This window comes from Novosphingobium endophyticum, assembly GCF_014640675.1.
GTDB lineage: Bacteria > Pseudomonadota > Alphaproteobacteria > Sphingomonadales > Sphingomonadaceae > Novosphingobium > Novosphingobium endophyticum.
The window spans coordinates 26692-51746 of record NZ_BMHK01000024.1 but is presented as its reverse complement, the minus strand read 5'-3'; the positions used below and the strand labels follow the sequence as shown (position 1 = coordinate 51746).

Genomic DNA, 25055 nt, shown 5'->3' with positions numbered 1-25055 from the left:
GCGCGAGCCGGCGATGCAGGTCTGGCCGGTTGCGCCGAAGATGCCCGCCAGCGCGCCGATCAGCGCGCGGTCGAAATCGGCGTCGTCGAACACGATGTTGGGCGACTTGCCACCCAGTTCCATCGTCAGCGGCTTGAGGTTGGCGCCGGCCTTCGAAGCGATGATCCGGCCCACACCGGGGCTACCGGTGAAGCTGATCTTGTCGACCTGCGTGCTGCCGGTCAGCGCCGCGCCGACATCGCCCGCGCCGGTGACGACCTGGACGACGCCCGCGGGGAAGCCCGCCTGTTCGCACAGCCTGGCGATTTCGAGCGTCGTGGTCGAGGCGTGCTCGCTCGGTTTGAGGATCACGCAGTTGCCTGCGGCGAGCGCGGCGGGCAGCGTATTGGTCAGGATCGCAACCGGCGAGTTCCACGCGGTGACACAGGCGACCACGCCGTAGGGCACGCGGATGGCGAAATCGAGCGTGTCCTTCTGGTCGAGCGGCACGACATCGCCATGCATCTTGTCCGCCCAACCGGCGTAATAGCGAAAGATGCGCGCGGCATATCCCATCTGGCTGCCAGTCTCGCGGATCACCTTGCCGTTGTCCGTGGTTTCCAGCATCGCCATGCGGTCGGCATCAGCGTCGAGCAGGTCCGCGACCTTGTTCAGAAGCTTCGCGCGCTCGCCGGGCGTGGTCTTTGACCAGGCGCTGTCGAAAGCGCGGCGCGCGGCGGCGATCGCGTTCTCGACATCGCTCGCGGTGGCGACGGGGACATGCGCGTGGACATCCTGATTGTAGGGATTGATCGCCGGCATCGTCGCGCCGTCCGATGCAGGGCGCCATTTGCCGTCGATGAAAAGATCGTATCTGCGGATCATCGCATTGGACACCCTCTATTAGCAAGATAGTTGAGCACCACGTTCGGACTGTGAAAGGTTGCCGTGCGGCAGGCCGCCGAACGCCATGCGTGCCATTTTGTCCTCCGCGGCCACGTTCTTCCGGCTTCTCCCTAGCCAAGCTTTGACTCGAAATCAATATTGCAGAACATCCATTCTGTTGTGCAGAACGATAGTCGCCCAACAGGTTTCGGCCCGTTCGGAAAAGTGTCGTCACCGGGGGTCTTCGTCCGAATGCGGGTTCCGCCGTTCGGCCGCTTTGGCCAAACGGCGGAACCCGGCATCTGAAGCAGCCCCTGCGATGGGATAGCTTGCTGAAGCGACCAGATTGCTTTGAACCGGCAGCTCCTAGTCTAAGTGGGACGTTCGGTGCCCGAACTTGAAACGTTAGTAGCCGCTGCCCTGATTGACGGGAGCGTCGTCTGCCCCATCCGCTTGCGCAGTCGCCGCTGGCGGAGTTCCGGCGAAACCGAGATTGTCGCCTTCCTCTCCATACCAGGTGCGAAACTCCATGAAGCCGGGCAGACCGCTGAACGAACTGTTCGCGTCCGCGTCGATGACGCAGTGGATAACCGCAGGCTTGCCGGACGCCAGAGCGCGCTCGACAGCTGGGCCAACGTCCTCGGCGCGCTCGACGTATTCTCCGTATGCGCCAAAGCTTTCGGCCGTCTTGTCGAGACGTACCTTGCTGTTCCAGTGCGCTCCCGGCTTTTTCGTTTCGGGGCCGAAATTCGCCTTGTAGGAAGCGACTTCGATCCCCCACGCGTGGTCCACCGCGACGATGCAGATTACCGGGAGGTTTTCGCGCACGGCCGTTTCGATCTCGGAAATGTGAAACAGGATCGAGGAGTCGCCAGTCACCAGCACCACGCGCCGCTTATCGCCGACAGCCAGCTGTGCCCCGACAGCGTAAGGCAGGCCGGGGCCGACCGCACCGTAGTTCGAATTCCACATCGCGTCGCGCGGCACACATTGGAGCAGACCGGAGAACCACATGCTTGATGCGCCGCCATCCCGCACCAGAACGACGTCTTCCGGCAGAACCTTGGTTGCCTCTATTGCGAGGCGCCCGGGGTGCATTGGCTGGGACGCAGTTGATATCGAGGCGGTAAGCTTGCGCTTCTCTTCCGCATGCGCCTTTGCCAGTTCTCCAACCCGCGGCGGCAGCGCCCTTGATGTGTCGGGAAGAGTTTTCGCCAGTTGCGGAACGATGTCGCGCAGATCGCCGACGAGCGGCACGTCGATAGGACGGTTCACCCCGATCGCCGTGGGATCACGCTCGATATAGATCCATTTGCGGTCGGTGCAGCCTTTCGACCAGTGATGGCCGCGTCCGTAATGCAGGGTTTCGCCAAGTTCGGTGCCGATCGCGACCACCGCATCCGCGTTGCCGACGATCTCGTTGGCGGACAGGCTGCCATAGGGGAAACTGCGATCGTCCATTCCGGCGATAACGGCCTCCACGGCCGAACTGTAGACGATCGGGCATCCCAGCCTGGTGGCAAGTTCGGCGACATCCGCATGCGCGCGCGAAACGAAGGCGCCCTGACCGATGAGAAGGATAGGGTTTTTGGCGCTGGTCAGAATATCGACCGCGCTTTCGATGGCACCGCTGCCGGCTTCCTGGTTGGCAAGGCGATAGCGGCTTGGAGACAAGGCTGGCGGAAGCTTGAGCTTCGGCTGCATGACGCTGAGCGGCATCTCGACGAACGTCGGCCCGGGCACGCCGCTCATGGCCAGTCGAAACGCCTCGTGGATTATTTCGTCGGTCTGTTCGGGGTATTCGATCGTGCCCATGTACTTCATCATGCCGGCAAAGATCGGCGGCTGGCTCATATACTGCATCTTGCCGCGCCGTACCCGCTGTTCATAGAGGCGCTGGCGCTGCCCCATGATGAACACGGCAGGGATGTTCTCCTTGGCGAGATAGGCCGCGCCCGCGGCGATATTGGCAACGCCGGGGCCCTTATTGATGCCCATGACGCCCGGCTTTCCCGTCAAGCGATAATAGCCGTCTGCCATTAGGGCGCCCGCCTGTTCGTGATGTGGCGCGATGATCCGCATGCCGCGCCGCTCGGCTTCGAGAAACATGGCGAAAAAACTCGGATCGGGGATGCCGAATATCGTATCGACGCCTTCCGCCATTACCAGTTCGACGATCCGCTCTGGAACAGTGTATTCTTTCATTCGACAAATTCCTTGATTGCAGGATGATGGGGGCTTCAGTGGAGATGTGCGAGTGAGGGTAGTCCGGCCTGCGCGTCCTTTCGCGCTTGGGCTGCGGTCAACTCGGAAAGAACGGGCGCAATGACCGGGTTTTGCCTGGCACGATCATAATATTCGACGAGCACGGGATGAGCCAGCATGGGATCCCGTTCGAGGCCAAGCATCGCCGCGATGCGCGTTCCAAGGTGCAGCGAGGGAGCGAGGATGCAATCTGCCAGCGATGCAGGCGCAGGCGCCACGGGCAAGGAAGGGACCATGAAGCAGGCGAGGTGATCAAGCCCCGCCCGCCAGCGCGCGATCTCCGCCGACACGACGCCATCGTCGCGTTCCCCGGGCGAAAGTTGCGGAAAGAGGCGGATGACCGGGTCCATCACGTAGCGATCCATGATGCACCCCGCCAGCCTTAGCCTGGCGCGATTTTCGGGGCTTTCCGGCAGAAGGCTGGGAGCCGGGAAGCGGTCCTCCAGATAATCGAGGATGACCGACGATTCGGGGATTGTCGTGCCGTCTTCCGTCACGAGCACCGGAATCCTGGCGATGGGGTTGATCTTGAGGAAGGTGGCCGAATGCAGCCCTCCTTCCGGCAGCGGCAAACTCTCAAGGTCCATACCCTTTGCCTTTGCCGCGATGCGGATTCGTGCGCCGAACGGTGAATTTGGGCTGGTGTAGATTTTCATGCGACACCTTGTTTCGAGCATGCGAACCACCTCGGGCCGGCAAGGAGCATCGGCTCAAGGCTTGGCCGCGTTGATGATCATCGCCCAGCAAGTCCAGTATCCGACAATGGCTGCGCACTCGATCGCCCCTTTTTCGCCGAACCGCTCGACCATCCGTTGAAACAGCTCGTCCGTCACGGCGTTGTCATGCACGGCTTCAGCGTATTCGATGACAAGGCGCTGCTCTTCATCGAACAGCGAGCTACTTTTCCAGACCGCCAGAGCGGCAAGTTGCGCCGGGCTAATGCCAGCGGCACCTGCGGCAGAAATGCGCGATTCGAAGCCATAGCCGCACCCTGCCTTCAGGTGGCAGGTTTGTATCGCCAGTTCCCGCAGATCCCGGCGCTTGCTGAAGTCAAGCTCCAGCGCCATGAAACGGCTCATGGCGCTCATGTGCCGGGCTAACCCGGGGTTAAGCGCGACAATCGCCATGCCCGCATGATCGCGCGGTATTTCGGGGTTTTCGACACCGGGAAACATCTGCTCGAACAGAGCTTCGGCGTCAGCCCGCGATGCGTCCGGTGTCGGTTGGAAATCAGATGGCTTGAATACGGCCCGTATTCGCAAGGCATTCGCTCCTCACACATTTGTTCGGGGCGCGTTCCATCGCGCCCCCGAACTGCCTAGCCTGCGACACCTTCACCCGCCTGAAAATGACATGGACTGCCGCAACTGAAACCCAAGGGGTTTCGCTCTAATTCCATATTTGATACCGGATCCAAAATTGAAATTCAAGATGCCTGAGATCGGGGCGACCCATGATGTTTGGGAGGCAAGGGGGGTGCAAAGCGAATATTCAGACCATGTCGAACGGCACGACGGGGCAATACCGGTCAAATCAAACGGATGAGCGCGCGAATCGCACGTCTGGAGTTGCATCCTCGCTTCGATGGATGAACAGAGGCGACCAGAGACGGTCGATCTCGATGAAAATGGGAAACAGCAAATGATTAGAGCAACGTATGGCTAGTTCCAGATCGACGAAAAGCCCGGCGGAGGGTCCTCGCGCTGGAGTGCGTTCGCTTGAAACCCTGATGACGCTGGCCACCAGAAAGGCCGGCATGTCGATCAGCGATCTTGTCGAGGCTCTCGATTTGCCCAGAGCGAGCCTGCACAGATTGCTGCGCTTGCTCGAATCCGAAGGTTTCCTGGCCAACCAGTCTGGATACTACAGCCTCGGCCAGAAAAGTTTCAGTCTCGCCCGTCTCATCGATTCATATCAGGGAGAGGCGGAGTTTCCCGCATGCGCAAGGCCGGTGATCGAACAACTGGCCAGAAAGGCCCAGGAAACGGTGATTCTGGGGACCCTGTCGGAAAGCCGGCAGGAAATAGTCTATGCCGATGTCATGGTCGCGGACTCACCTCTTCGATATGCCGTTCCGGCAGGAGATCGCAGGCCGCTATACAGTTCGGCATCCGGCAAGGCGGTCCTCGCGTTCCTTTCCCAGGACGAAATTGACCACTACGTCGAAGAAACCGATTTCGAGCCGATCACCCGCTTCACGACCACGAAAGAGCAACTGCTTCCAGCACTTGAAAAGGCGCGTCAGACGGCCCTGGTGACCGATTTCGGCGGTCACTATGTTGGCGCCATGGCAATCGCCAGCCCGGCTTTCGATCATGAGGGGCGAGTGAAATGTGCGGTTGTCGTGGCAGGCCCGACGGACCGGCTTCAGGACCGCCTGGAGATCACACAGCAGCTTGTGCGCGAGGCTGGGGAGAAGATCAGCCGCGTGCTGGGGTACGAGGGAACCTATCCAGCGCCCCAGCCCTGACCGGCGACAAGGCGGGCTATTTCGTCAATTCAGTTTACCTCACGAATGGCTTACTGTTCGGTTTACCGGCGCGCCTCTGCCCAGCAGCAGGAACGAGGCGGCTCCTGCGAAAACGGAGATCGATGCGATCGAGAGGAACAGCGCATAACTTCCTGTCATTGCAAGGGTCCTGCTGATAACCAACGCGCCGAACAAGGCCGAAATCGCCATGGCGCTCGTGAACAGGCCAAGGACCGAGCTGAAAAGTTCCGGTCGGAAGTACCGTGTCGTCAGGTAGGCGGCGACGTCACCTTCAGCGCCGACCGAAAACCCCAGGCTCATGACGCCCAGAGCTGAGAGGACGTAGGAATTGGTTTCGGACGCCAGGACAGCAAGGCCGGTGGCGGGGAAAAGGAAGCAGACCGTCGCGACAAGTTGCGGCGGGTAGCGGTCGAGGGCGACGCCGCAGACGATGCGGCCGATAATGACGCCTATCGCAAAGATTGAAATCATGATCGAAGCGGCTGCGGCTTCGATCCCCTTTTCCTGGACGATAAGGGCAAGCTGCGTCGTCTGCATTGTGAAGTGCAGGTTGACGAGGAGCATTGCCCCGAAGATCACCCAGAACGCCCGGCTGCCGAAGATTTCGCCATAGTCGCGCCGCGCGCTTCGCATTTCGGGCGGGCGCGTGTCCCGGTCGCGGAAGCCGCGGGGCACCAGCGACAGTGCGCTCGCGCCCATGATCGCCGCGAATACCGCCATGAACAGGTAGGCATTACGCCAGCCGAAGGATTCGAGGAACATGGAAAGCAGGGGGCTGAAAAGCGCGGCCGCCAGGGCCGGCATGCATGAAGCAACACCCAGGGCGAGACCGCGGCTCACAGTGAAATATCGCGCTATGAGGCGGCCATACACGACTATGCCGGTAACCGCCGACATGATCAGCATCTGAAAGGTGCTGAGAATGAAAAACACCACGAAACTGCCGGGCTGAAGCGCCAGCCCGACAAAGACGAGCGGTAGTGCGGCGACGCCTGCCGTAGCGATGCGCCGCATTCCGAACTTGTCGGCCAGCCTTCCCGCTATCGGGAGGAAGACCACGGCGATCGCTGTGGTCAGCCCGATGAGCGCGAAATCGGACCTTTCCCACCCGAATTCCGCGATGAGATAGGGTGAGAACAGGTTGTTGATGTAGATCGAGGTGGTGCCGGCAATCAGGCCGATACTGGCGGCAAGAAGGGCTCGCCAGTGCACAAGAAACTCGCCTAGATAAGTCCCCTTGCCCGCCATCGATGGCTCGACTGTCATGCCTGGCTGCCCTCCGGGTTGCGGATCGTGATCAAATCGCGGTGCCGCTCGGCCCAATCGCGCAGCGTCGTCAAGGGAATCCGATAGTCATCAAGACGTGTCCGGTCGACGTGATAGCCGACATCGTTGACCCATTCCTGCGAACGCACCCACGTCGCGGCCAGCCCGGCGGAGAGGGCTTCCTGCGCGGAAACCGATCGAGACCGGACAGGAACTTCGAGCACGGTTTGCAGCGTTTCGGCGATATCGGCCACCGTCATTTCGTCGCCCGCGAGTTCGATGGCCTTGCCGCAGAATGTTTGCGGATCCTCGAACGCTGCGTGCACGAAGGCGCCAATGTCGTCGCCGGCGATCAGTTGCACTTTCGATTCCGGCCTGATGGGTGTCAGGAGCAACCCGTCGCGCAACTGAGGGTAAAGGTACCGCGCCTTCGCGTCCGTAAGATTTTCCATGATGAAAGACGGGCGCATGACGGTCCAGCAAGGGAAGCCCGCATCCCGTACCTTCTGTTCGACGGCCCATTTATCGGTCCAGTAGGACACCGACCAGTAGCCCTCGTCCCATCGCGGGAAGGCCTCGTGATCCTCAACCTGGCAGACGGAAGAATGCACGAAATGCGACACGCCGGCGTCGAGGGCTGCGTCGACCAGCGCAAAGCCGTGTCGGCGTTCCGAATTGGTGCCGGTCAGATCGGGACGCTGCACCGAAAAAACACCATGCGCGCCTTCAAGCGCGGCAGCGAGCGTGTCGGGCGCCTCGAGGTCGCCCACCGCAATTTCACACCCTTCCCGGCGCAACTCAGAGACGGAAGGCGTATCGGGATTGCGAACGAGGGCTCGCACGCGATGGCCGGCGCGGACCAGAGCGCGGGCCGCGGCGCCTCCCTGGGTTCCCGTAGCCCCCGTGACAAGGATGGGCGCTGATGTTGCCTGCACTGCAAATCTCCCGGTATGCGTGGGCTATGTGGCGCGAAATCCGACTGCCGCGGGTTCCGCGAACCTTCTGGTCATTCTGCCAGAGCGGTATCTTCCGTCCCCTCCTTTTTATCCAGAAACAGGAACAACGCTCCGCCGATAATCGCAGACAAACCCGCGATCAGAAGGAAGGCCGAGAACCCTCCACTGAGCTTGAGCGTCGCACTGAGGAGGAGAGCACCTATGACGCCTGACAGGCTGAGCGAGGCGATCACCAGTCCGACCACCGAACTGTAGATCGCGCGGTCGAAGTAGCGCATTACCAGATAGCCCCCGACATCGCCTTCGGCCCCGAGCGACAGCCCAAGCACCGTGATCGCCATGGCGACGGCCGGCAGCAAGTCCGTGCCGGTCGCGAGGATGAGCAGGCCGACCGAGGGCGCAGCCATGGCGATGGCGGCCACGCGATGTGGGGCGAACCGATCCAGCGCCACGCCGCAAAGCAGGCGCCCGACAATCACTCCGCCTGCATAGAGCGAAATCAGGAATGATGCGGTTCGCGCCGCAACCCCGATGTCCTGGAGCAGGATGCTTATCTGCGACATCTGTAGCGTGATCGTCAGGTTGCAGAGGATCATTCCGGCTACGATCAGTTGAAATGCCCGGTTTGTGAAGATCACCCGGTAGTCCACCTTTGCTCCGGTTGCGTCAGGCGTGGAGTGACCGGGGGCGCCAGGCGCCACGCCCTCCCTCGGGATGAGCGCGATTGCGAGCAATCCGAACAGAAGTTCGATAACCGCGACGACCTGATAGCCGGTACGCCACCCCTCGCGCTCGACAAGCTCGGCAAGCAGGGGAGCCGCTACGGCCCCGGCAATCGCCGGGGCGGATGCGGCGATGCCGAGGGCGATTCCACGCGCAAGATCGAAATCTCTGGCGATCAGCCGGGTATAGACAACCACACTTGTCGTGCCGCCGACCAGGATGACCTGGAAGACGTTGATCGCAAAGAACAGCCAGAATGAACCGGTCATCCGGCTCAGCACCAGGAACAGGAGCGGCGCGCAGAGCACACCTACGAGCGCGATGCGGCGGACTCCGAAGGCATCGGCGAGCCGCCCCGCGATCGGCTGGCAGATGACCGCGACGACGACGATCAGCCCCAGAAGGGCGAACTGAGATTTCTCCCACCCGAACTCGGCGATCAAGTGCGGCGAAAAGATGTTCGTGACGTAGTTGTTGAACGTGTAGCCGAAGGCCAGGCCGATCGACGCCGCTGCGAGCGCTCGCCAGTGCGTCCTGAGTTCACCGAGATAGCCCAAGGCTATTCTCCCGCTCCGGCCGGCATGCCTTCGATCAGAACGGCCCGAAAGGTTCCCGACGCCAACCGGTGCTTTCGAGCGGCCTGATATTCCGGACTTTCATACCATTCGAGAGCATCCTCCCATTCGGGGAAGCGCAGGATGACTGCCGCTTCTATGGTATCGCCTTCCAGCACGCGGTGCCGGCCGAGCTTGGATGAAGCGACCAGCTCGATCTTTGCGGAGGGCGCGCGCAAAGCCAGTTCGGCATAGGTCTTCAGTCCCTCCGGATCGTGCGTGCTGTCGCGAAACATGATGACGTAGGCAGACATGCGCTTGCGCTTCCTTCCTTGAACCGCGGTTCGCATCCGATCGAGCGGTGCGCGGTGACATCCTCGGGCGCTTGGTGCCCTTGCCTGCCAGCGAAGCGGGGACACCATGGTCCCCGCCCGATGGGCTCTCCTAGCTGCCCAGCTTCACGGTGAAGCGGACCCATACCTCGCGGCCGCGCTCCGTCACGCAGTTGGCCTCGTCGCCACCGGCCGGACCGGGCAACGGACCACCCTGGATCTGGCCGCCGTAGAAGGAACCGTTTTGAAGATTGCTGTTGAAGCAGTTCGCCGAGGTGAGCTTGTCGGTCAGGTTGTTTCCGATGAGCGCGACTTCCCACGCGTCCTCAGCGCCCCGTAGCGCCAGGTTCGCATTGACCTTGGCATAGGCCGGCTGGAAGAAGCCGGGCAGGTTGGTGAGGTTCAGCGAGTATTTCGACGAGTAGCTCACAAGTCCGCCTACCCCGACGGCCATGCCGTTTCCGACAGGCATCTCATAATCGATGCCGAAATTGCCCATCCACGAGGGCGCGCGCACGAGCGGCTCGCCGGCAAGGTCCTGGGCCGAGAAGTTGCCGGTCACCGGATTCTGGAGCTGGTCGCAGCCCTCCGGCGCGGTCTGGCCGTTCCCGCAAGGGGCATTCGGGAAAGAACCATAGCGGGCGTGGTTGTAGTTGAGCGCTGCCTGCACCGAAAGGCCCGGAACCGCATAGGGCGCAAAGGACATGTCCATGTCCAGCCCGTAGACATTTGCCGAGGCGGCGTTGAGCGTGCGGTTGATGATGACCTGCCCGCGGATTTCGCCGGCGCCGACCTGCAGGTCCTTGTAGCGGTAATAATAAGCGGCCGCGTTGAAATTGATCTGCCCGTCGAGCAACCGGGACTTCACGCCCGCTTCTCCGCCGATCACCTTCTCATCGCCAAAGGATGCGGCCGTGGTCGGCGCGGCAAAGATCGTGCCGTTGAATGAGCCGGACTTGAAGCCTGTCTTGAATGCGGCAAACAGGGTCAGGTCGTCCGACGGCGTGTAGGTCAGTGTCGCCTCGGGTGAGAAGTTGGAAGATGAAACTCTCGGATCGAGCAGCACCGACCGGCCGATCGGGCCATTGGATGCGGCGTAGTTCCATTGCTTGTGGATGCGCGTTTCATCGGTCCACCGCACGCCTGGAGCGAATTCCAGTTCGGGGGAGATCTTCCAGATCAACTGGCCGAACAGCGACGCGGCTTCGATATCAATGACGTGATCGTTGTCCTGCGCTATTGCCGGAAAGAACGCCTGCGTGTTGCCCAGAAGATTGACGTGCGTTTCCTGCTGCGCCTTCTGGTAATATCCGCCCAGCATGAAGTTGAACGGGCCGGCGTAGCTGCTCGTCAGGCGCAGCTCCTGGGTGAACTGGTTGGACAGGAAGTCGTTGTCGGCGACGAGCGGCAGGACCGTCGCAAACCCGGCAAGGAACAGATATTTCTGCTCCATCAGGTACAGGCCGCTCAGCGATGTCAGTTCGAGATCGTCAGCGACCCGGAAGGTGTTTTCGACCGAGAACAATGCCTGTTCAAGATGGCTGAAGGGCTTTCCTCCATTGCGCAATGGCGCGAAGGCTTCCGGATTTGGCCAGGCTGCCGCGATCTTGCGATCGAGTTTGCAGCCGTCGCCAATGAACTGGATGTTCAGCGGGGGAACGCCGCCGGTGCCTTCCGGGCAGTAAATACCCTGATAGGCTGGCCATGTCCCGTCGATCTTCTGGTTCTGGTAGGACGCCTTGATGCGGGCGCGATAGCCATCGGTCGGTTCGAAAAGTATCGTCCCGCGCATCATCAGGTCTTTCGTAGGGTTCACGCGCCGATCGGCCGGATCAATACTGCCAAGGGCGGTGTTGGCCTGAACCACATTGCGGAAATAGCCGTCCTTAGCGGAATACCGGGCGGCAAAACGCAGTTTCAGCGAATCCGAGACCGGGCCGGATGCGACGAGTTCCCCGATGGCTTCGTTCGCTTCGAATTCATAACCCGCGCGCGCCTTGAACTCGGTGCTGTTGCCCGGATCGGCGCTGCGCAGCGATATGACGCCGGCGGGGCTGTTCTTGCCATAGAAGAGCGCTTGGGGGCCTTTCAGTACTTCGATCTGCCCGAGATCGAGCATGCCCAGATTGTATGCCAGGCCCTGGCTGAGCTGCAGGCCGTCCACATTGAGCGAAATCGAGTTGTCGATAGTGGCATTATTGGCCGTTGTGCCAATGCCCCGCATCGAGATCTGCAATCCGTTGGCGGCAAGCGAGGTGCCGACAAGCAGGCCCGGAACCCGGTGGGCGACGGTGTAGATATCGTCGGTGGAATACTGCTCCAGCTGGGCCTGCGAAATCGCGGTCAGAACAACCGGAACCTTGAGAATGGACTCATTGCGCTTGCGTGCCGTGACGATGATCGGCTCGCCGGCTGTCGGTGCGGACAGGCGTTCTGACACGCCTTGCGGGTATTCGTTTTCGGCCTGTGCCAAGGCAGCATTCGAGGAGAATAGCGCGACAGAACCCGTCAGCAACCAGGAAACACCACGAAGCGACATAAGACAACCTCCCTGCTTATTTGATTTTTTATATTGCTAAATTGAATCCAGACGTTGGAAATCAATGTTCTTGATTACCCCGTACATTTCTCTTCCTTGAAGATTTCGCTCTGCTATTTCTTTCATGTGGTCGCCCTGAAGGCACTGCACGAAAATGTCCGCAGTCGTTTTGTAGTATGACGTTTTCACATGCTCCTCGACGGCGCGCTCATCCGTATAGGCTTCGATGACATGGTATGTGTGCGGATCGTCAGGATCCTTGCACGCTTCCAGAAGCGCACATCCGGGCTCGTACTGCCGAACCTTGTCTTTGAGTTCGTTGAAGGTGTTCTCGTAGAGTCCGACCTTCTCCGGTTTTACCCGCAAAGTAACGTGAATGATCCGCATGTCCTCTCCCGTCCTGAGTGGCCTGAAACAATGCCGTTTGGGGAAATGTGCGTCATAATATCAAAAATGATGTTATGGCCATAAATGATACCGTGCCCGAATGTCAATCCGGCGGCTGCAGGGGATCGCCCGCTTTCCCGATACCGCCCCTCGTTGCAGGCGCGCGCTTTTGGCCGGCTCGCAGAACGCCTTGACATTCGCACCGGGCTATGGAGTAATCTCATATATGGAATATATATCATAATTGATACTTGGATGACGGGCCAGAAAACGCGCTAGCACCCGGGGTAACCGGTCTGGAACGAATGGGCCGGGGCAGACGGCTCGAGTTGCAGAGGAGGATGGGATGAGGAAATTCAGCGAAGTTGCCGCGTATCTACTGTGCGGAGCCGCTATGGTGCAGGCCGTTCCCGCCCTGGCCCAAGGCACAGGGTCCGCGGCGCAAGCGGTAACCGAACGCGGGTTCAATGAGATCATTGTGACGGCGCGCAGGCGAGAGGAGTCATTGCAGGATGTCCCCGTTGCGGTTGCCGTCATTTCGCAGGCCCAGCTCCAGAACAACCTTGCAACGGACCTCACGAAGATCGGGGAACTTGCTCCCCAGGTGATGATCGGCCGTCAAACCGTTGGCACGGGGGCAATCATCGGCATCCGCGGCATTAGCTCAACGTCGTCCGACCCTGGCCTTGATCAGAGCGTGGCTGTGGCCATCGATAACGTGGTGCTCAGCCGCGGCCGCATCGTCACCGCGGCCATGTTCGATCTGGCGCAGGTGGAGATCATGGAAGGTCCACAGGTGCTGTTCTTTGGCAAGAACTCACCCGCCGGCGTGATCACACTCAGAAGCGCCGGACCCACCGAGGTTCTGGAGGGCTACGTTCGTGCAGGTTATGAGTTCACCGCCGACGAACGCTATCTCGAAGCCGCAATTTCAGGTCCGTTGAGCGACACCCTCGGAGCGAGGCTCGCGTTTCGGGCCAGCTCCATGGAAGGCTGGATGCGCAACGTGGCGGAGCCCGTGGTCTATCCGCTCAACCCGGCTGTGACCGTGCCAGGCGCAACCGGCGGCCGAAGGCAGCCCGAGGGCGAGGATTACACCGGCCGCCTGACGGTGGCATGGCAGCCATCGGACGATCTGGATGTCACGCTCAAGGTTCTGCTGAGCCACCAGAAGCTCAATTCCTCGACAGGATATGCGGAATCCTTCTGTACCAACGGACAGACCGTACCGACGCTGTTCGGCACGATCCCGTTCCCCACCGGGGACTGCGCCAAGAACCGCGTCAAGTCGGAGGGCGGCCTGCCAGCAGATTTCGCCGCGAATTACCCCTTTTCGAGCAATGGCGCGCCGTCGTTCAAGACCGATGCCGTGCTAGGGTCGCTCAACGTCGACAAGTCTTTTGGCGATGTCACGGTGACCTCGACGACCGGCTACTACAAGCAGGACTTCGTCGACGCGCGGAACGCCGATTTCACCCCGTTCACAACGATCTGGTCGGTCCAGGAAGAGGATTACAAGCTCTTCACACAGGAGCTGCGTTTCGACACGGGCTTCGAGGGGGCGCTCAATCTGATGGGCGGCGTCTATTTCGAGGATTCGTCGCGCTTTTTCGGCAATTATCCTGACGTCTTCCACGGCGGGCTCAACCCCACCGCCAACAACTTCACGACTGTCGAGACCGTCGCCCACGCCGACAACCAGAGCTTCTCGGTGTTCGGACAGGTCCGCTATCGGATCACCCCGGCGATCGAACTGGCGGGCGGCGCGCGATATTCGCATGACAAGAAGAAGCAGGACATCGTCAACCGCGCCGTCGGCATCTCCAGTTTCCCTTTCCGCCCGGAAGGAAGCGTATTGCGGGCACGCCTGAGCGACGACAACATTTCGCCGGAAGTCACTCTCAGCTGGAAGCCTTCGCGCGATCACCTGGTCTATGGCGCGTACAAGACCGGCTACAAGGCCGGCGCCATTTCAACGGCCGCCCTGCTCTTCACGTCCGCGACGCCGGAAAATGTCCAGATCGGGGCGGAGAAAGTCGAAGGCTTCGAGGCGGGGTACAAGGGGGAGTTGTTCGACCGGCGGCTGCGGTTCGACGTGACAGCCTACACCTACAAGTACAAGGATCTGCAGCTCGGAACGTTCGACCCGGAAACGATCAGCTTCCTGATCCAGAACGCGGCGGCTGCCCGTACAAGGGGCATGCAGGCATCGCTTAACTGGTTCGCGACCGATGACCTCTCATTCCGCGGCAATCTTGGCTACAACCGGGCGCGGTACCTGAATTATAGTGACTCGCAATGCTTTCCCGGCCAGACGGCGGCACAGGGTTGCATCGCCGGCAGGCAGGATCTGACCGGCAAGCCTTTGACCCGGGCCCCGAAGCTCACCTTCAATCTGGGAGCCAGCTACACCGCTCATCTCGGGGGCGACTGGAAGGTCAATCTTGCCGGGGATGCCAGCTACAGTTCGAAATACCAATCGGCAGCGGACAATGCGCCAGGCGGCGTCCAGCCCAGCTTCTGGAGGCTTAACGCTGCCCTGCATCTTTCTCCCGAAGACGAACGCTTCCGCCTGTCGATCATCGGTCGGAACCTGACCAACTCATACTATTTGATTTCCACCTCAGGCCGCCCGGCCGGCACGACCAACGAGTTCATCGGTGTGTTCAGTCGTCCTCGGGAAGTCGCGTTGCAGGGCGAAGTCCGCTTCTGACGCCTGACTGCGCTCAGCGGAACCCGGCTTGTCCGGGAAATCCTCGGATTAGAATGGGAGTAGAACGATGACCCGTGTGAAGCTTGTCCAGTCAGCGGATGAATTTCCACTCAGCCGCACCGGCGAGTCCGGCAAGCACCTCAAGGCCTTGTTCGACCATGTCGCCAGTTGGGGAGGAGGGGAAAGGATCCCGGACACGGGCAAGGTCTTCGCCGTGGTCGCAAGGGATCCCAGGCTGGCGCTGTTGCTGATCAAAGTCAGCGACTACATGACCCAGGAACTGCCTTGGACGACCGACAGGAACGACCTGCGCCAGCTGATGATCCAGACGGTGAATCTGCATTTCAAGTGCGACTACAATTTCCAGTCACACCTTGCGCCAGCCGAACGGCAGGGCATCTCGGCCGAAATGCAGGCGGCGATTCCGTTCTGGAAAATCAGCAACATCTTTGACCAGGAGCAGAAGCTGGTCATCGAGTTCACGTTGGCCGCTGTCGCTGGAGACGTGCCGGAGGAACTCTTTCAGAGGGTATCCAGCCACTTTGGCGAGCTTGGAGCAATCGAATTCACTGTTGCGGTAGCCTGGTGGTCGTTTTGGGCAATCATCTGCAATGCGATCCTGCCCGAACACGATTTCGGTTATGCCCATTCATCGGCCAATGGCGCCAAGGCAACCGGCTAGCTCGCCCGGGCTCATACCAAGCTGCAGTGATCCCGACCTATGAGGACGGCCTACTGGCGGTTCTCGGCGAGGAATGCCCGAAGGGGCGATGTGGTTCATCGTTCCGAGGGCCTGACGATGTCCGAGGGCCGGCAGGATGCCGCCCGCAGGGTTGCCAGTCCCGTCCGCTGGATTTCGTCGCAGCGTCACGACGATGAACCACATCGCCGTTTCCGCTGCTCCTTGCCAGCAAACGGGACTGGCAATCCTCATAGGTCGGGATCGCTGCAGCTTGGTATCAGGTGGCGCAGGATTCTGCCGGCTCCAGTGTCACCAACTGAAGCGCATTCGCCGTAAGGTCTACAGAAACCCTGTGCCGCTGTGTCGAGGCGACCTGAACCGCTGCCACTTGCTGCAGGTTGGCGGTAGCCGGGTTGCCCCAGTAATTACTTACCGTGTCGTCGATCCGGTACATTCGCTGGCACAGGCTTTTGCCGCGCAAATTGGCGGGCAGTTTGCCCATGTCGATGGTCACCTGGTAGGACTGCGTCCCGGTATGCTGGTAGTTCCAGACCATCACCGCCGCGCCGTACTTGTCCTTGGTGGCGATGCTGTAGACGCCCTTGCCCTCGTCCAGCGCGTCTGACTGCGCCGTCACACGCTCTTTCTTCAGCATCGCCATCATCTTCAACGCATTGCCATAGGGGGTGAAAATATTGGTGGGCAAATCCTCGGCATTGTCGCCGCCCCTGACCGCAATGTGCTTACCATCGCGGGCGCGGGTGATCAGCTGATCCTTGCGCTCCTCGCCGAAGTGGCGAACGACCCAGTTGAACGGGTAGGTGTTGGGCTGCTCCATGTACCAGTAGTGCAGAGAGGGCACGCCGGCCGCGCCGATGAGATAGTCGGGCCGTGCATCCTTCTCGTTATCGAAGGAGGGACCGGGATAGATGCCAGTTTCGGTAATGAAGGCAGGAATTCCGGTATCAAGCCCCCGGCGACTAAGTGCCGCATTCAGCAGTTCGCGCTGACCGGCGATCTCGCTCGGGTTGCCCTTGTAGAAGTGGAAGGCGCGCGGTCCGGCCGTGTCGCCGGTGCCTTCGGGAAATTCGCCGTAAGCGTGCCAGGAAAGGAAATCGAGCTTCTTGTCGGGGGATGGATCGGCGGCATAGCGATCGAGGAAAGCGTACATCCATGTTTCGTTGTACTGCATGTAGCCCGGCCCGCCGATTTCCAGCGGCACCTGCGGCTGCAGCTCGCGATTGATCTCGTTCACGACCTCATAATAGACCTTGTAGTAATCGTAGAGTTCGCTCGGCGATATGGCTTTCGCCAGATTGTGATCCGGTTCGTTGAACGCCTCGACATAGCGAATTCGCGGGTAGCGTCGCTTCAGATCGGTCATGATCCTCTTGATGATCGGCTTGATATCGGCCGGGCTCCGGTTCATGTCCCGCACGGACACGCGCGTGTCCATGACCATCAGCAATTCGTCTGACAGCAGGCTTGCGTCGGCAAGGTAATCGTCGAGGCCCTCGTAATTGTAGGTATCGCTCGCAGGGTCGTGGATGCGCTCGGCATCGACCCACACCTTGTAGATTTCGCCGTGCAGCCCTTGCTCGTTGAGGAACCCGACGTCGGCGTCACGCTGTGCCGCCCAGCTCGACCAACGGGAGAAGTTATTGTAGCGCTCCGGGTGCAGAAAGTCCCCGCGCGAACTCGCAAAGTCGACCGAAACCGTCGCGGACCGCGCATCGGTTGCAGCAGGCGTCGGCTGAGAAATCGCCGGGGACGTGGACAGTATCAGGCTCGCCGCCGCAGTCGACAGCGCCAGTCGCGCCGGCAGGATAGTCTTCGTGGTCATCTAAGGGCCCCTCCAAGCGATCAATTGTCGTCGTGCTCATAGCATGCAGTTCTGGAGTATGTCTGCTTTCTTTGTATTCGTTTGTATCGGTTCGTATCGGCGCTGCCCGGAGATGATTTATGACGTCGCGGAGCCCGGCGCCTGAATTCGCGCACATGCTGGGCAACCTGCCGCTGCCCGGTCAGCTCGGCAAAGTCGCCGTTTGGCGCAAGGCTTCGCCAAGCGCGAGCGCCGCTGATGTGGCAAGATTCATCGAACGGACCTGCGCCCGCATCGGAATGCGCACCTGGGCATGGCAGGCCTCTGCGACCGCAGCGGGCACGCCCGCGCTTTCCTTTCCGAAGAGCAGGACATCGCCGGCCATGAAACGAAAGTCGTAAGCCGATTGACGGCTCTTTGTGGTGAACAGCACCAGCCTTCGCGAACCGACTGCGGTCCTGAACGCATCGAACCCGGCATGTCGCGCAATGGCGACATGATCGATGTAGTCCATGGCGGCCCGGCGTACTCTTCGGTCATCCCACTCGAACCCCATGGGCTCGATCAGGTCCACAGCCGCCCCCATACAGGCACCGAGCCTCAGAATGGCGCCGACGTTTCCAGCTATTTCCGGTTCGAAAAGGGCAATGCGCATTCAGGCTGATTGGCGCCAGCGAGCGCGCCATGCAAGCCTGCGGCACGACCTTCTCAGCTCCCCAGCGCAGATTCCGTGACCGGCGTCATTCCATGAAACGCTCAAGGTCCGCGGGGACGGGCATGGGCCGGAATGCGCTGATCCTGGCACGTCCGCTGTTTCCGGCGGGCAATCGCCCGGTCACGTTGCCGGGAATGACCAGCAGGAGACGGAGCAACTGACCGGCGGCCTCTGCCGCGTCACGCTCGCGCAGGGCCTGCGTCAACATCATCCCATGCGTTCGCAGGTGTTCCGGCAGCAGCGGCTGGGCGATGATATGCGCACGTTCAAGGTGGCGCCAGGCTTGGGAAAGGTCGCCCGCATCGCGCGCCTCGCGATATGCGGCATACTCGCCGCGCACGAAGGCCTGTCTCTCGGAACGCGCCACCTTCATCGCTTCACGCCCTCATGTGTGCCGACGCGAGTTCGCCCCGCGCCTGCCGTTCGGGCCGCACTCGGCCGGGCCTACCAGATTCGCACCCGCTGCTCGGGCGGCAGGTACAGCTTGTCGCCGGGCTTTACGCCGAACGCCTTGTACCATTCGTCGAAGTTCCGGACGATGCCATTGACGCGGTAGTGCGGCGGCGAGTGCGGGTCGGTCACCAGGAACTGGCGCGCCTGAGCCTCGCGCATCTTGCTGCGCCAGACCTGCGCCCAGGCCATGAAAAAGCGCTGATCGCCGGTATAGCCATCGATCACGGGTGCTTCCTTGCCGTTCAGCGAGAGCTTGTAGGCCCGGTAGGCGAGACTGAGCCCGCCAAGGTCGCCGATGTTCTCGCCCATGGTAAGTTTGCCGTTCACGCAGGTCTTGCCATCGTCGAAGGGGCAGAAGGCATTGTACTGCGCTTCGAGCTTGTCCTGCAGCTTCTGAAAATTGGCCTTGTCCTCGGCCGTCCACCAGTTGCGCAGGTTGCCGTCACCGTCGGCCTTGGCGCCCTGATCGTCGAAACCGTGCCCCATTTCGTGGCCGATTACGCCGCCGATCGCGCCATAGTTCACCGCCGGGTCCGCCGAGAGGTTGAAGAATGGCGGCTGCAGGATCGCGGCCGGAAAGACGATCTCGTTGAACGACGGATTATAGTAGGCGTTGACCGTCTCGGGCAGCATGAACCACTCGGCGCGGTCGACCGCCTTGCCGATGCGGTTCATTTCGAAATCGTTGTGCCATTTGCCGGCGGCCATCATGTTGCCGAGCGCGTCGTCGGCCTTGAACGTCAGGCCCTCGTATTCCTTGAACGTGTCGGGCGCGCCGATCTTGGGCGTGAAGGCGGCCAGCTTGGCCTCCGCCGCCTCGCGCGTTTCCGGCCCCATCCACGGCAGATCCTGAAGGTTCAGCGCCATGGCCTTGCGCAAGTTGGCAACGAGATCCTCCATCGCCACCTTGTTCTCGGGCGGATAGTACTTCTCGGCGTAGATCTTGCCGATCAGTTCGCCGGCCATGCCTTCAACCGCGCTGATGCCGCGCTTCCAGCGAGGGCGCTGTTCGGGCTGGCCGGTCAGCGTCTTGCCGTAGAACGCGAAGGTCGCATCGTCGATGTCGCTGGGCAGGACCGAGGCGTGGCCGCGCAGGAAATGGGCCGCGAGCCAGGCCTGCCAGACAGCGACCGGCGCGGTGTCGACAAGCTTGATCGCGGCCGGCAGGCCGCCGCCGAACCGCGCTTCGGCCTGAGCCGCATCGAACTTCGCGTCCTTCAGCTCCGCGTCCGTGGGAGGAATCTCGGCGGCGATGACGTAAGCCGCATCGCCGGCGCCCAAGGTGTCCATGAAGGTCTTGACCAGCCCCTCGGACCCGAACGCCTCGATATCCGCCATCGACAGCTTGTTGTAGGTGAGATCGCGGTTGCGCGCGGCGGCGCGGTCCCAGTCGGCCTGGGCAATTGCGGTCTCGAGCGACAGCACGGCCTTCGCCGCCGAGCCCGGATCGGCATACCCCGCCTTGCCGAGCAGGAAGGTCAGGTAATCGGCATATTTGGCGCGGATCTCCTTCGAGCGCTCGTCCTGCTTCAGGTAGTAATCGCGGTCGGGCAGCCCCAGGCCGGCGACCGAGGCGTGGAGTGCGTAGATGTCGCTCTGCTTGGCGTCGGCATCGACATAGACGCCGATCGGCGAGGCATAGCCCGGCGAGGCAAAGAGCCTGGCCAGGTCTTCAGGCGTTCTGGCGGCGAAGATCCGGTCGAGATAGGGCCGTGCCGGGGCGAGGCCCGCCGCGTTGATCGCATCGGTATCCATGAACGCGGAATAGGCGGCGGCGACGCGCGCCGCGTCGGTACCCGGCGCCGGCCTGGAGGCGAGCAGGCTTTCCATGATGCCATGCATGCGCTTTTCGGAAAGCTCGCGCAGTTCGTCGAACGAGCCCCAGCGGGTGCGGTCGGCGGGCAGCTCGACGGACGCCACCCACTTGCCGTTGACGAACGAGTCGAAGTCATCGCCGGGCTTGACATCAGGTTCCATCCATTGGGTCTGGACACCGAAATCGCCCCAGGAGGCGGTCGTCGGATCGTCGGCGGCAAAGGCCGCGGAAGTGGAAAGCGAGAAAACGAATGCGGAAATCGCGGCGCTCGAGATCAGCGCCTTTCCGGAAAATCGAGGCATGGTCTACCCTTTTGGATTGGTCGACACGGACTGGGCGGGGGTCCCACCGACCCACCAATGAAGCGCAACATAATTACCTTGTTGCGCAATGCCAGTCCCAATTCGCGTTTTCAGTCGACCGGCAAGGCCTGCGCGCTGTCGAATTGAAGCGCGGCCAGCCGGGCGTAGAGACCGCCCGCCCCCGCCAGCGTTTCATGCGTCCCCTGCTCGACGATCCGGCCGCCATCCATGACGATGATGCGGTCCGCCTCGCGCACCGTGGCCAGCCGGTGTGCGATCACGAGCGTGGTGCGGCCTTGCATCAGCCGGTTCAGCGCGTCCTGCACGAGCCGCTCGCTTTCGGCGTCGAGCGCGCTCGTCGCCTCGTCGAGCAGAAGGATCGGCGCGTCCCGCAGCAGCGCGCGGGCAATCGCGATGCGCTGGCGCTGGCCGCCGGAGAGGCGTCCGCCATCCTCGCCCAGGAAGGTGTCCAGCCCTTGCGGCAGGTCTTTCAGGAAATCTTCCGCGTTGGCGGCGCGCACCGCCGCCCGAATCGCCTCGTCGTCCGCCTGCCAGTTGCCGTAGCGCAGGTTGTCGCGGGCGCTGGCGGCGAACAGCACGCCTTCCTGCGGCACCAGGGCGATGCGCCGGCGAATCTCCGCGGGATCGGCGGAGGTCAGCGGCACGCCGTCGATCTTGATCGTGCCGCTCTGCGGGTCGTAGAACCGCTCGGCGAGCTGGAACAGCGTCGACTTGCCCGCCCCTGAAGGCCCGACGATGGCGACGGTCTCGCCTGGCTCGACCGTAAGGCTGAAGTCGTGCAGCGCCGCGACTTCGGGCCGTGAGGGGTAGCGGAACGTCACGCGCTCGAATGCGATCTTGCCGCGCGCCGGGTAGGGCATGGCCTGCGGCCGCGCGGGCGGAGAGATCGCCGGACGCTCGGCCAGAAGTTCCGCCAGCCGGCTCGCGGCGCCCGCACCGCGCACGAGGTCGCCATAGACCTCTGTCAGCGAACCGAAAGCGCCGGCGACGATGCCCGCGGTCACCACGAAGGCGGCGATCGTGCCGCCGGTGATCGCGCCTTCGGCTACGCCAATCGCCCCGCGCCACATGATGACGGTGATCGACCCGAAGATCAGGAACATGATGACCGCGGTCATCACCGCGCGGATGGTGATGCGCCGCTTGCCGGTCGCGAAAGTGCGTTCGACCGCACCTCCGAAGCGTTCCAGCTCGCGATCTTCCTGATTGAAGGCCTGCACCACGCGCAGCGCGCCGAACACTTCACTGGTCTTCGCGCCGATTTCGGCAACGCAGTCCTGACTGGAGCGCGAGACCACGCGCAGACGGCGGCCGAACGCCGTGATCGGCAGGATCACCAACGGAATCGCGACGACCAGGCCGGCCGTCAGCGTCGGCGCCAGGGCGAAGAGGTATATCACGCCGCCCACCGCCATGATCGCGTTGCGCAAGGCCACCGAAACCGTCGTGCTCACGACCTGTTCGACGATCGCGGTGTCCGCCGTCATGCGCGACGCGATTTCCTTGGGGCTGTTCTCCTCGAAGAAGCTGGGAGACAGCGACAGCAGATGCTTCTGGACGCGCAGGCGAATGTCGGCGACGACCCGTTCACCCAGCCACGACACGCTGTAGAAGCGGATGGCGGTGGCGATGGACAGTACGGTGACGACGCCCAGCAGCGCCAGGAACCACCAGCGGATCACCGCGGGGTCGGCGCCCTGGGCAAAGCCCTGGTCGATGATCTGCCGGAAACCGAAGGGAATCGCGAGTGTCGAGGTCGCCGTGACGACGAGCGCGCATGCCGCGACGATCACGCGTCCGGGATAATTGAAAAGCTCGCGCCAGACCATTTGCAAGGGGCCGAGGCTTCGGCGACGAGCCGCGGTCCCGCCTGCCGCGCTGGTTCCGCTTGTCGACTGTTCGTACTGGCCCGGATTGGCGTCCATGCGCGGCCCCTTACAGCCTCGGCGCGCCAAGGGAAAGGCTTAGAGACCATTCGGAAATGCGGCACCGTCCTGCGGTCGGGGGCGGGTGGAGGAATGGGCCGGTGCCGCATCCCGAACATTCTCTTGAGCCGCAAACAGGTAAATGGCGCCATCGAGATGCACGAGCCCGGTAATGCCGCATTGCACAATCAGAATTTTGGGCGCACATTGATCTTAATCATAACGATAGCGGCTGGGTCGGCCAGGAGTTGAAGCTTGCTTTACAACGCATATGAACTGCAGCGCACAATGCTCGGTAACGCGGCTGCCTGGGCTTCCGTCGGCGCGGAAATCCTCACCAACCCGGCACTTCCGGTTGGCTATTTCGGCTTCGGCCCGGTCATGGCATCGGCACTTGACGTCTTCGCCCATGCCGCCGCGCCGCGCGGCAAGCCGGAATTCGGGATCGAAGAGGTCACCGTCGACGGATCGACCCATGGCGTGGTCGAGGCGATCGTGCGTCATCGCCCCTTCGGCAACCTGCTGCGCTTCGATCACAAGGGCCTGCCCAAGAATGCGCCGAAGCTGCTGATCGTCGCGCCGATGAGTGGTCACTACGCCACGCTCCTGCGCGGCACGGCCGAGCGCATGCTCCAGTCCTGCGAGGTCTATGTCACCGACTGGGCCGACGCGAAGATGGTTCCTTCTTCCGCAGGCCGCTTCGATCTCGACGACTATATCGACTATCTGATCGACTTCCTCGATTGCATCGGCCCGGGCACGCATGTGCTGGCGGTTTGCCAGCCTTCCGTCCCGGCCTTTGCCGCCGCTGCGGTGATGGGCAAGCACGCGCACCCCTGCCGCCCGGCGACGCTGACCATGATGGGCGGGCCGATCGACACGCGCGAGGCGCCCACCAGCGTCAACGACGTGGCCATGCAGCAGCCGCTTTCCTGGTTCGAGCACAACGTCATCGCCACTGTCCCGTTGACCTATCCGGGCGCCGGACGCCGGGTCTATCCCGGTTTCCTGCAACTGGCCGGCTTCATGGCGATGAACCTGGGCAGCCACATGATCAGCCATTTTGACTTGTTCAAACACCTCGTCGAAGGCGACGGCGAAAGCGCGGCGGCCACCAAGGCGTTCTACGACGAATACCGTTCCGTCTGCGACATGACCGCCGACTTCTATCTTCAGACGGTCGAGCATGTGTTCCAGAAGCACTCGCTTCCCAAGGGCGAGTTCGTCCATCGCGGCGAGCGAATCGATCCCGCCGCCATTCGCGATACCGCGCTCTTGGCGATCGAGGGCGAGAAGGACGACATATCGGGGATTGGCCAGACCAGGGCCGCGCTGCATCTGGCCACGCACCTGCCGGACGAAAGCAAGAAGTATTACCTGGCCGAAGGAGTCGGCCATTACGGGATCTTCAATGGCAGCAAGTGGCGCACGCGCATCGCGCCGGCAGTGGAGAGCTGGATCAGGCAGCACGGCAGGACCTCGCTCAAGGTGGTCGCCTGATCCGAGGCTCCGTTCCTGCCGGGATGCGATCGGATCGGGCTGTCACCGGGTTCATGCGGGTGGAAAAATTCACGCGGATAGGCTACCATGGATGTCATGGGTAGCACGTTAAATCGGCGGACTGTTTTGAAGGGGGCCATGGCGGCAGGCGCCGGTCTGGCACTTCCTTCGCGACTCCTGGCGGCCGAGCCGACCGCCTCCGCCCTCACACCTTACGAGAAGCGCGTTCTTGACGTTGCCGCTCGCGAAGCAAGCCGGGTGGGCAACAAGCTGTGGCGCACCGATCTGATCGGTATTGCGGACTTCGCGCAACCTTCGTGGAAGCCGCGTATGCATTTCGCCAATATCGAGGCGGGCACCGTGCGTTCGTTCCTGCTGGCGCACGGCAGGGGTTCCGATCCGCAGCACAGCGGCTGGCTGCAGAGGTTCTCGAACACCCCTGGATCGGAAGCGACGTCGCGCGGGGCTTTCCTGACCTGCGAATGGTACCGTGGCAAGTACGGCACTTCGATTCGCCTCAAGGGCCTGGACGAAGACAATTCGCTGGCGCTCGAACGGGCCATCGTCATGCATCCGGCCTGGTACGTCGACCGGTCCATGATCGACAAGTGGGGCAAGCTGGGTCGCAGCGAGGGCTGCTTTGCGATGAGCAATTCCGACTTCAACGAGGCGCTCTGGCACCTCTCCGGCGGGCGCCTGCTGTTCGCGGACCGCATCGGGGAAAGCTGA

20 protein-coding genes are annotated in these 25055 nt (G+C 61.9%); 5 read left to right on the top strand and 15 right to left on the bottom strand.

Annotated features, from left to right (window positions below):
• The 4 genes from IEX32_RS15295 to IEX32_RS15280 all read right to left on the bottom strand — a co-directional run.
• On the bottom strand, positions 1-864 hold an 864-nt coding region (locus IEX32_RS15295; RefSeq protein ID WP_188772416.1), incomplete at its 3' end, for an aldehyde dehydrogenase family protein.
• Between the two features lie 405 nt (positions 865-1269).
• Entirely contained in the window at positions 1270-3069 is a 1800-nt protein-coding gene (locus IEX32_RS15290; protein ID WP_188772415.1) for a thiamine pyrophosphate-binding protein, read from the bottom strand.
• A 35-nt stretch (positions 3070-3104) separates the two neighbouring features.
• Positions 3105-3785, bottom strand: coding sequence for a glutathione S-transferase family protein (locus tag IEX32_RS15285; protein WP_188772414.1), 681 nt, complete (start codon positions 3783-3785; stop codon positions 3105-3107).
• A 54-nt stretch (positions 3786-3839) separates the two neighbouring features.
• Positions 3840-4391, bottom strand: coding sequence for a carboxymuconolactone decarboxylase family protein (locus tag IEX32_RS15280; RefSeq protein WP_188772413.1), 552 nt, complete (start codon positions 4389-4391; stop codon positions 3840-3842).
• A 395-nt stretch (positions 4392-4786) separates the two neighbouring features.
• Here IEX32_RS15280 and IEX32_RS15275 point away from each other — a divergent pair, with 395 nt between their 5' ends.
• The gene (locus tag IEX32_RS15275; RefSeq protein ID WP_268236750.1) at positions 4787-5599 is read left to right on the top strand and encodes an IclR family transcriptional regulator; all 813 of its coding nucleotides are present in this window, start codon (positions 4787-4789) and stop codon (positions 5597-5599) included.
• 39 nt (positions 5600-5638) lie between these two features.
• On the opposite strand, the gene IEX32_RS15270 is transcribed toward IEX32_RS15275, so the two are convergent.
• The 6 genes from IEX32_RS15270 to IEX32_RS15245 all read right to left on the bottom strand — a co-directional run bounded on the left by IEX32_RS15270 (position 5639) and on the right by IEX32_RS15245 (position 12377).
• Positions 5639-6886 carry an MFS transporter gene (locus IEX32_RS15270; protein ID WP_188772412.1) on the bottom strand — a complete coding sequence of 416 codons (1248 nt, stop codon included), beginning with the start codon at positions 6884-6886 and terminating at the stop codon, positions 5639-5641.
• Positions 6883-7821 carry an NmrA/HSCARG family protein gene (locus tag IEX32_RS15265; RefSeq protein ID WP_188772411.1) on the bottom strand — a complete coding sequence of 313 codons (939 nt, stop codon included), beginning with the start codon at positions 7819-7821 and terminating at the stop codon, positions 6883-6885. Before IEX32_RS15265 ends, IEX32_RS15270 begins: the two co-directional genes overlap by 4 nt.
• A 71-nt stretch (positions 7822-7892) precedes the next feature.
• Complete coding sequence (locus IEX32_RS15260) at positions 7893-9122, bottom strand: MFS transporter (protein WP_188772410.1); 1230 nt, start codon at positions 9120-9122, stop codon at positions 7893-7895.
• A 2-nt stretch (positions 9123-9124) separates the two neighbouring features.
• Positions 9125-9433, bottom strand: coding sequence for a DUF1330 domain-containing protein (locus IEX32_RS15255; RefSeq protein WP_188772409.1), 309 nt, complete (start codon positions 9431-9433; stop codon positions 9125-9127).
• Positions 9434-9563: 130 nt separating this feature from the next.
• Positions 9564-11924, bottom strand: a complete 2361-nt coding sequence (locus tag IEX32_RS15250; protein WP_188772408.1) for a TonB-dependent receptor — start codon at positions 11922-11924, stop codon at positions 9564-9566.
• 102 nt (positions 11925-12026) lie between these two features.
• A complete protein-coding gene (locus tag IEX32_RS15245) occupies positions 12027-12377 on the bottom strand; it encodes a putative quinol monooxygenase (RefSeq protein ID WP_188772407.1) in 351 nt (116 codons plus the stop codon).
• A gap of 505 nt (positions 12378-12882) precedes the next feature.
• Between IEX32_RS15245 and IEX32_RS15240 the strand changes: the two genes are divergently transcribed.
• Positions 12883-15090: a TonB-dependent receptor gene (locus IEX32_RS15240; RefSeq protein ID WP_188772406.1), complete on the top strand. Its 2208-nt coding sequence runs from the start codon at positions 12883-12885 to the stop codon at positions 15088-15090.
• 67 nt (positions 15091-15157) lie between these two features.
• A complete protein-coding gene (locus tag IEX32_RS15235; RefSeq protein WP_188772405.1) occupies positions 15158-15772 on the top strand; it encodes a carboxymuconolactone decarboxylase family protein in 615 nt (204 codons plus the stop codon).
• Positions 15773-16049: 277 nt separating this feature from the next.
• Here the strand turns inward: IEX32_RS15235 and IEX32_RS15230 are convergent, their stop codons facing one another.
• From IEX32_RS15230 to IEX32_RS15210, 5 genes are all read right to left on the bottom strand, one after another.
• Positions 16050-17615 carry a glycosyl hydrolase gene (locus IEX32_RS15230; protein WP_188772404.1) on the bottom strand — a complete coding sequence of 522 codons (1566 nt, stop codon included), beginning with the start codon at positions 17613-17615 and terminating at the stop codon, positions 16050-16052.
• Positions 17616-17796: 181 nt separating this feature from the next.
• Positions 17797-18249, bottom strand: a complete 453-nt coding sequence (locus IEX32_RS15225; protein WP_188772403.1) for a tRNA (cytidine(34)-2'-O)-methyltransferase — start codon at positions 18247-18249, stop codon at positions 17797-17799.
• 85 nt (positions 18250-18334) lie between these two features.
• Entirely contained in the window at positions 18335-18676 is a 342-nt protein-coding gene (locus IEX32_RS15220; RefSeq protein ID WP_229736398.1) for a DUF3703 domain-containing protein, read from the bottom strand.
• A 77-nt stretch (positions 18677-18753) separates the two neighbouring features.
• Positions 18754-20880 (bottom strand): M13 family metallopeptidase, encoded by a 2127-nt coding sequence (locus IEX32_RS15215; protein WP_188772401.1) that lies wholly within the window; start codon positions 20878-20880, stop codon positions 18754-18756.
• A gap of 110 nt (positions 20881-20990) precedes the next feature.
• The gene (locus IEX32_RS15210) at positions 20991-22826 is read right to left on the bottom strand and encodes an ABC transporter transmembrane domain-containing protein (protein WP_188772400.1); all 1836 of its coding nucleotides are present in this window, start codon (positions 22824-22826) and stop codon (positions 20991-20993) included.
• Between the two features lie 255 nt (positions 22827-23081).
• On the opposite strand from IEX32_RS15210, the gene IEX32_RS15205 reads away from it, so the two are divergent.
• Both IEX32_RS15205 and IEX32_RS15200 read left to right on the top strand, forming a co-directional pair.
• Positions 23082-24326, top strand: coding sequence for a polyhydroxyalkanoate depolymerase (locus IEX32_RS15205; RefSeq protein ID WP_188772399.1), 1245 nt, complete (start codon positions 23082-23084; stop codon positions 24324-24326).
• 87 nt (positions 24327-24413) lie between these two features.
• The gene (locus IEX32_RS15200; protein ID WP_373285456.1) at positions 24414-25055 is read left to right on the top strand and encodes a murein L,D-transpeptidase catalytic domain-containing protein; all 642 of its coding nucleotides are present in this window, start codon (positions 24414-24416) and stop codon (positions 25053-25055) included.

Excerpts from the sequence above, each read along its gene's own strand:
- IEX32_RS15230 (WP_188772404.1), bottom strand. The coding sequence starts at position 17,615 with ATGACCACGAAGACTATCCTGCCGGCGCGACTGGCGCTGTCGACTGCG.
- IEX32_RS15270 (WP_188772412.1), bottom strand. The coding sequence starts at position 6,886 with ATGACAGTCGAGCCATCGATGGCGGGCAAGGGGACTTATCTAGGCGAG.
- IEX32_RS15200 (WP_373285456.1), top strand. The coding sequence starts at position 24,414 with ATGGATGTCATGGGTAGCACGTTAAATCGGCGGACTGTTTTGAAGGGG.
- IEX32_RS15255 (WP_188772409.1), bottom strand. The coding sequence starts at position 9,433 with ATGTCTGCCTACGTCATCATGTTTCGCGACAGCACGCACGATCCGGAG.
- IEX32_RS15245 (WP_188772407.1), bottom strand. The coding sequence starts at position 12,377 with ATGCGGATCATTCACGTTACTTTGCGGGTAAAACCGGAGAAGGTCGGA.
- IEX32_RS15210 (WP_188772400.1), bottom strand. The coding sequence starts at position 22,826 with ATGGACGCCAATCCGGGCCAGTACGAACAGTCGACAAGCGGAACCAGC.
- IEX32_RS15275 (WP_268236750.1), top strand. The coding sequence starts at position 4,787 with ATGGCTAGTTCCAGATCGACGAAAAGCCCGGCGGAGGGTCCTCGCGCT.
- IEX32_RS15215 (WP_188772401.1), bottom strand. The coding sequence starts at position 20,880 with ATGCCTCGATTTTCCGGAAAGGCGCTGATCTCGAGCGCCGCGATTTCC.
- IEX32_RS15225 (WP_188772403.1), bottom strand. The coding sequence starts at position 18,249 with ATGCGCATTGCCCTTTTCGAACCGGAAATAGCTGGAAACGTCGGCGCC.
- IEX32_RS15235 (WP_188772405.1), top strand. The coding sequence starts at position 15,158 with ATGACCCGTGTGAAGCTTGTCCAGTCAGCGGATGAATTTCCACTCAGC.
- IEX32_RS15285 (WP_188772414.1), bottom strand. The coding sequence starts at position 3,785 with ATGAAAATCTACACCAGCCCAAATTCACCGTTCGGCGCACGAATCCGC.
- IEX32_RS15290 (WP_188772415.1), bottom strand. The coding sequence starts at position 3,069 with ATGAAAGAATACACTGTTCCAGAGCGGATCGTCGAACTGGTAATGGCG.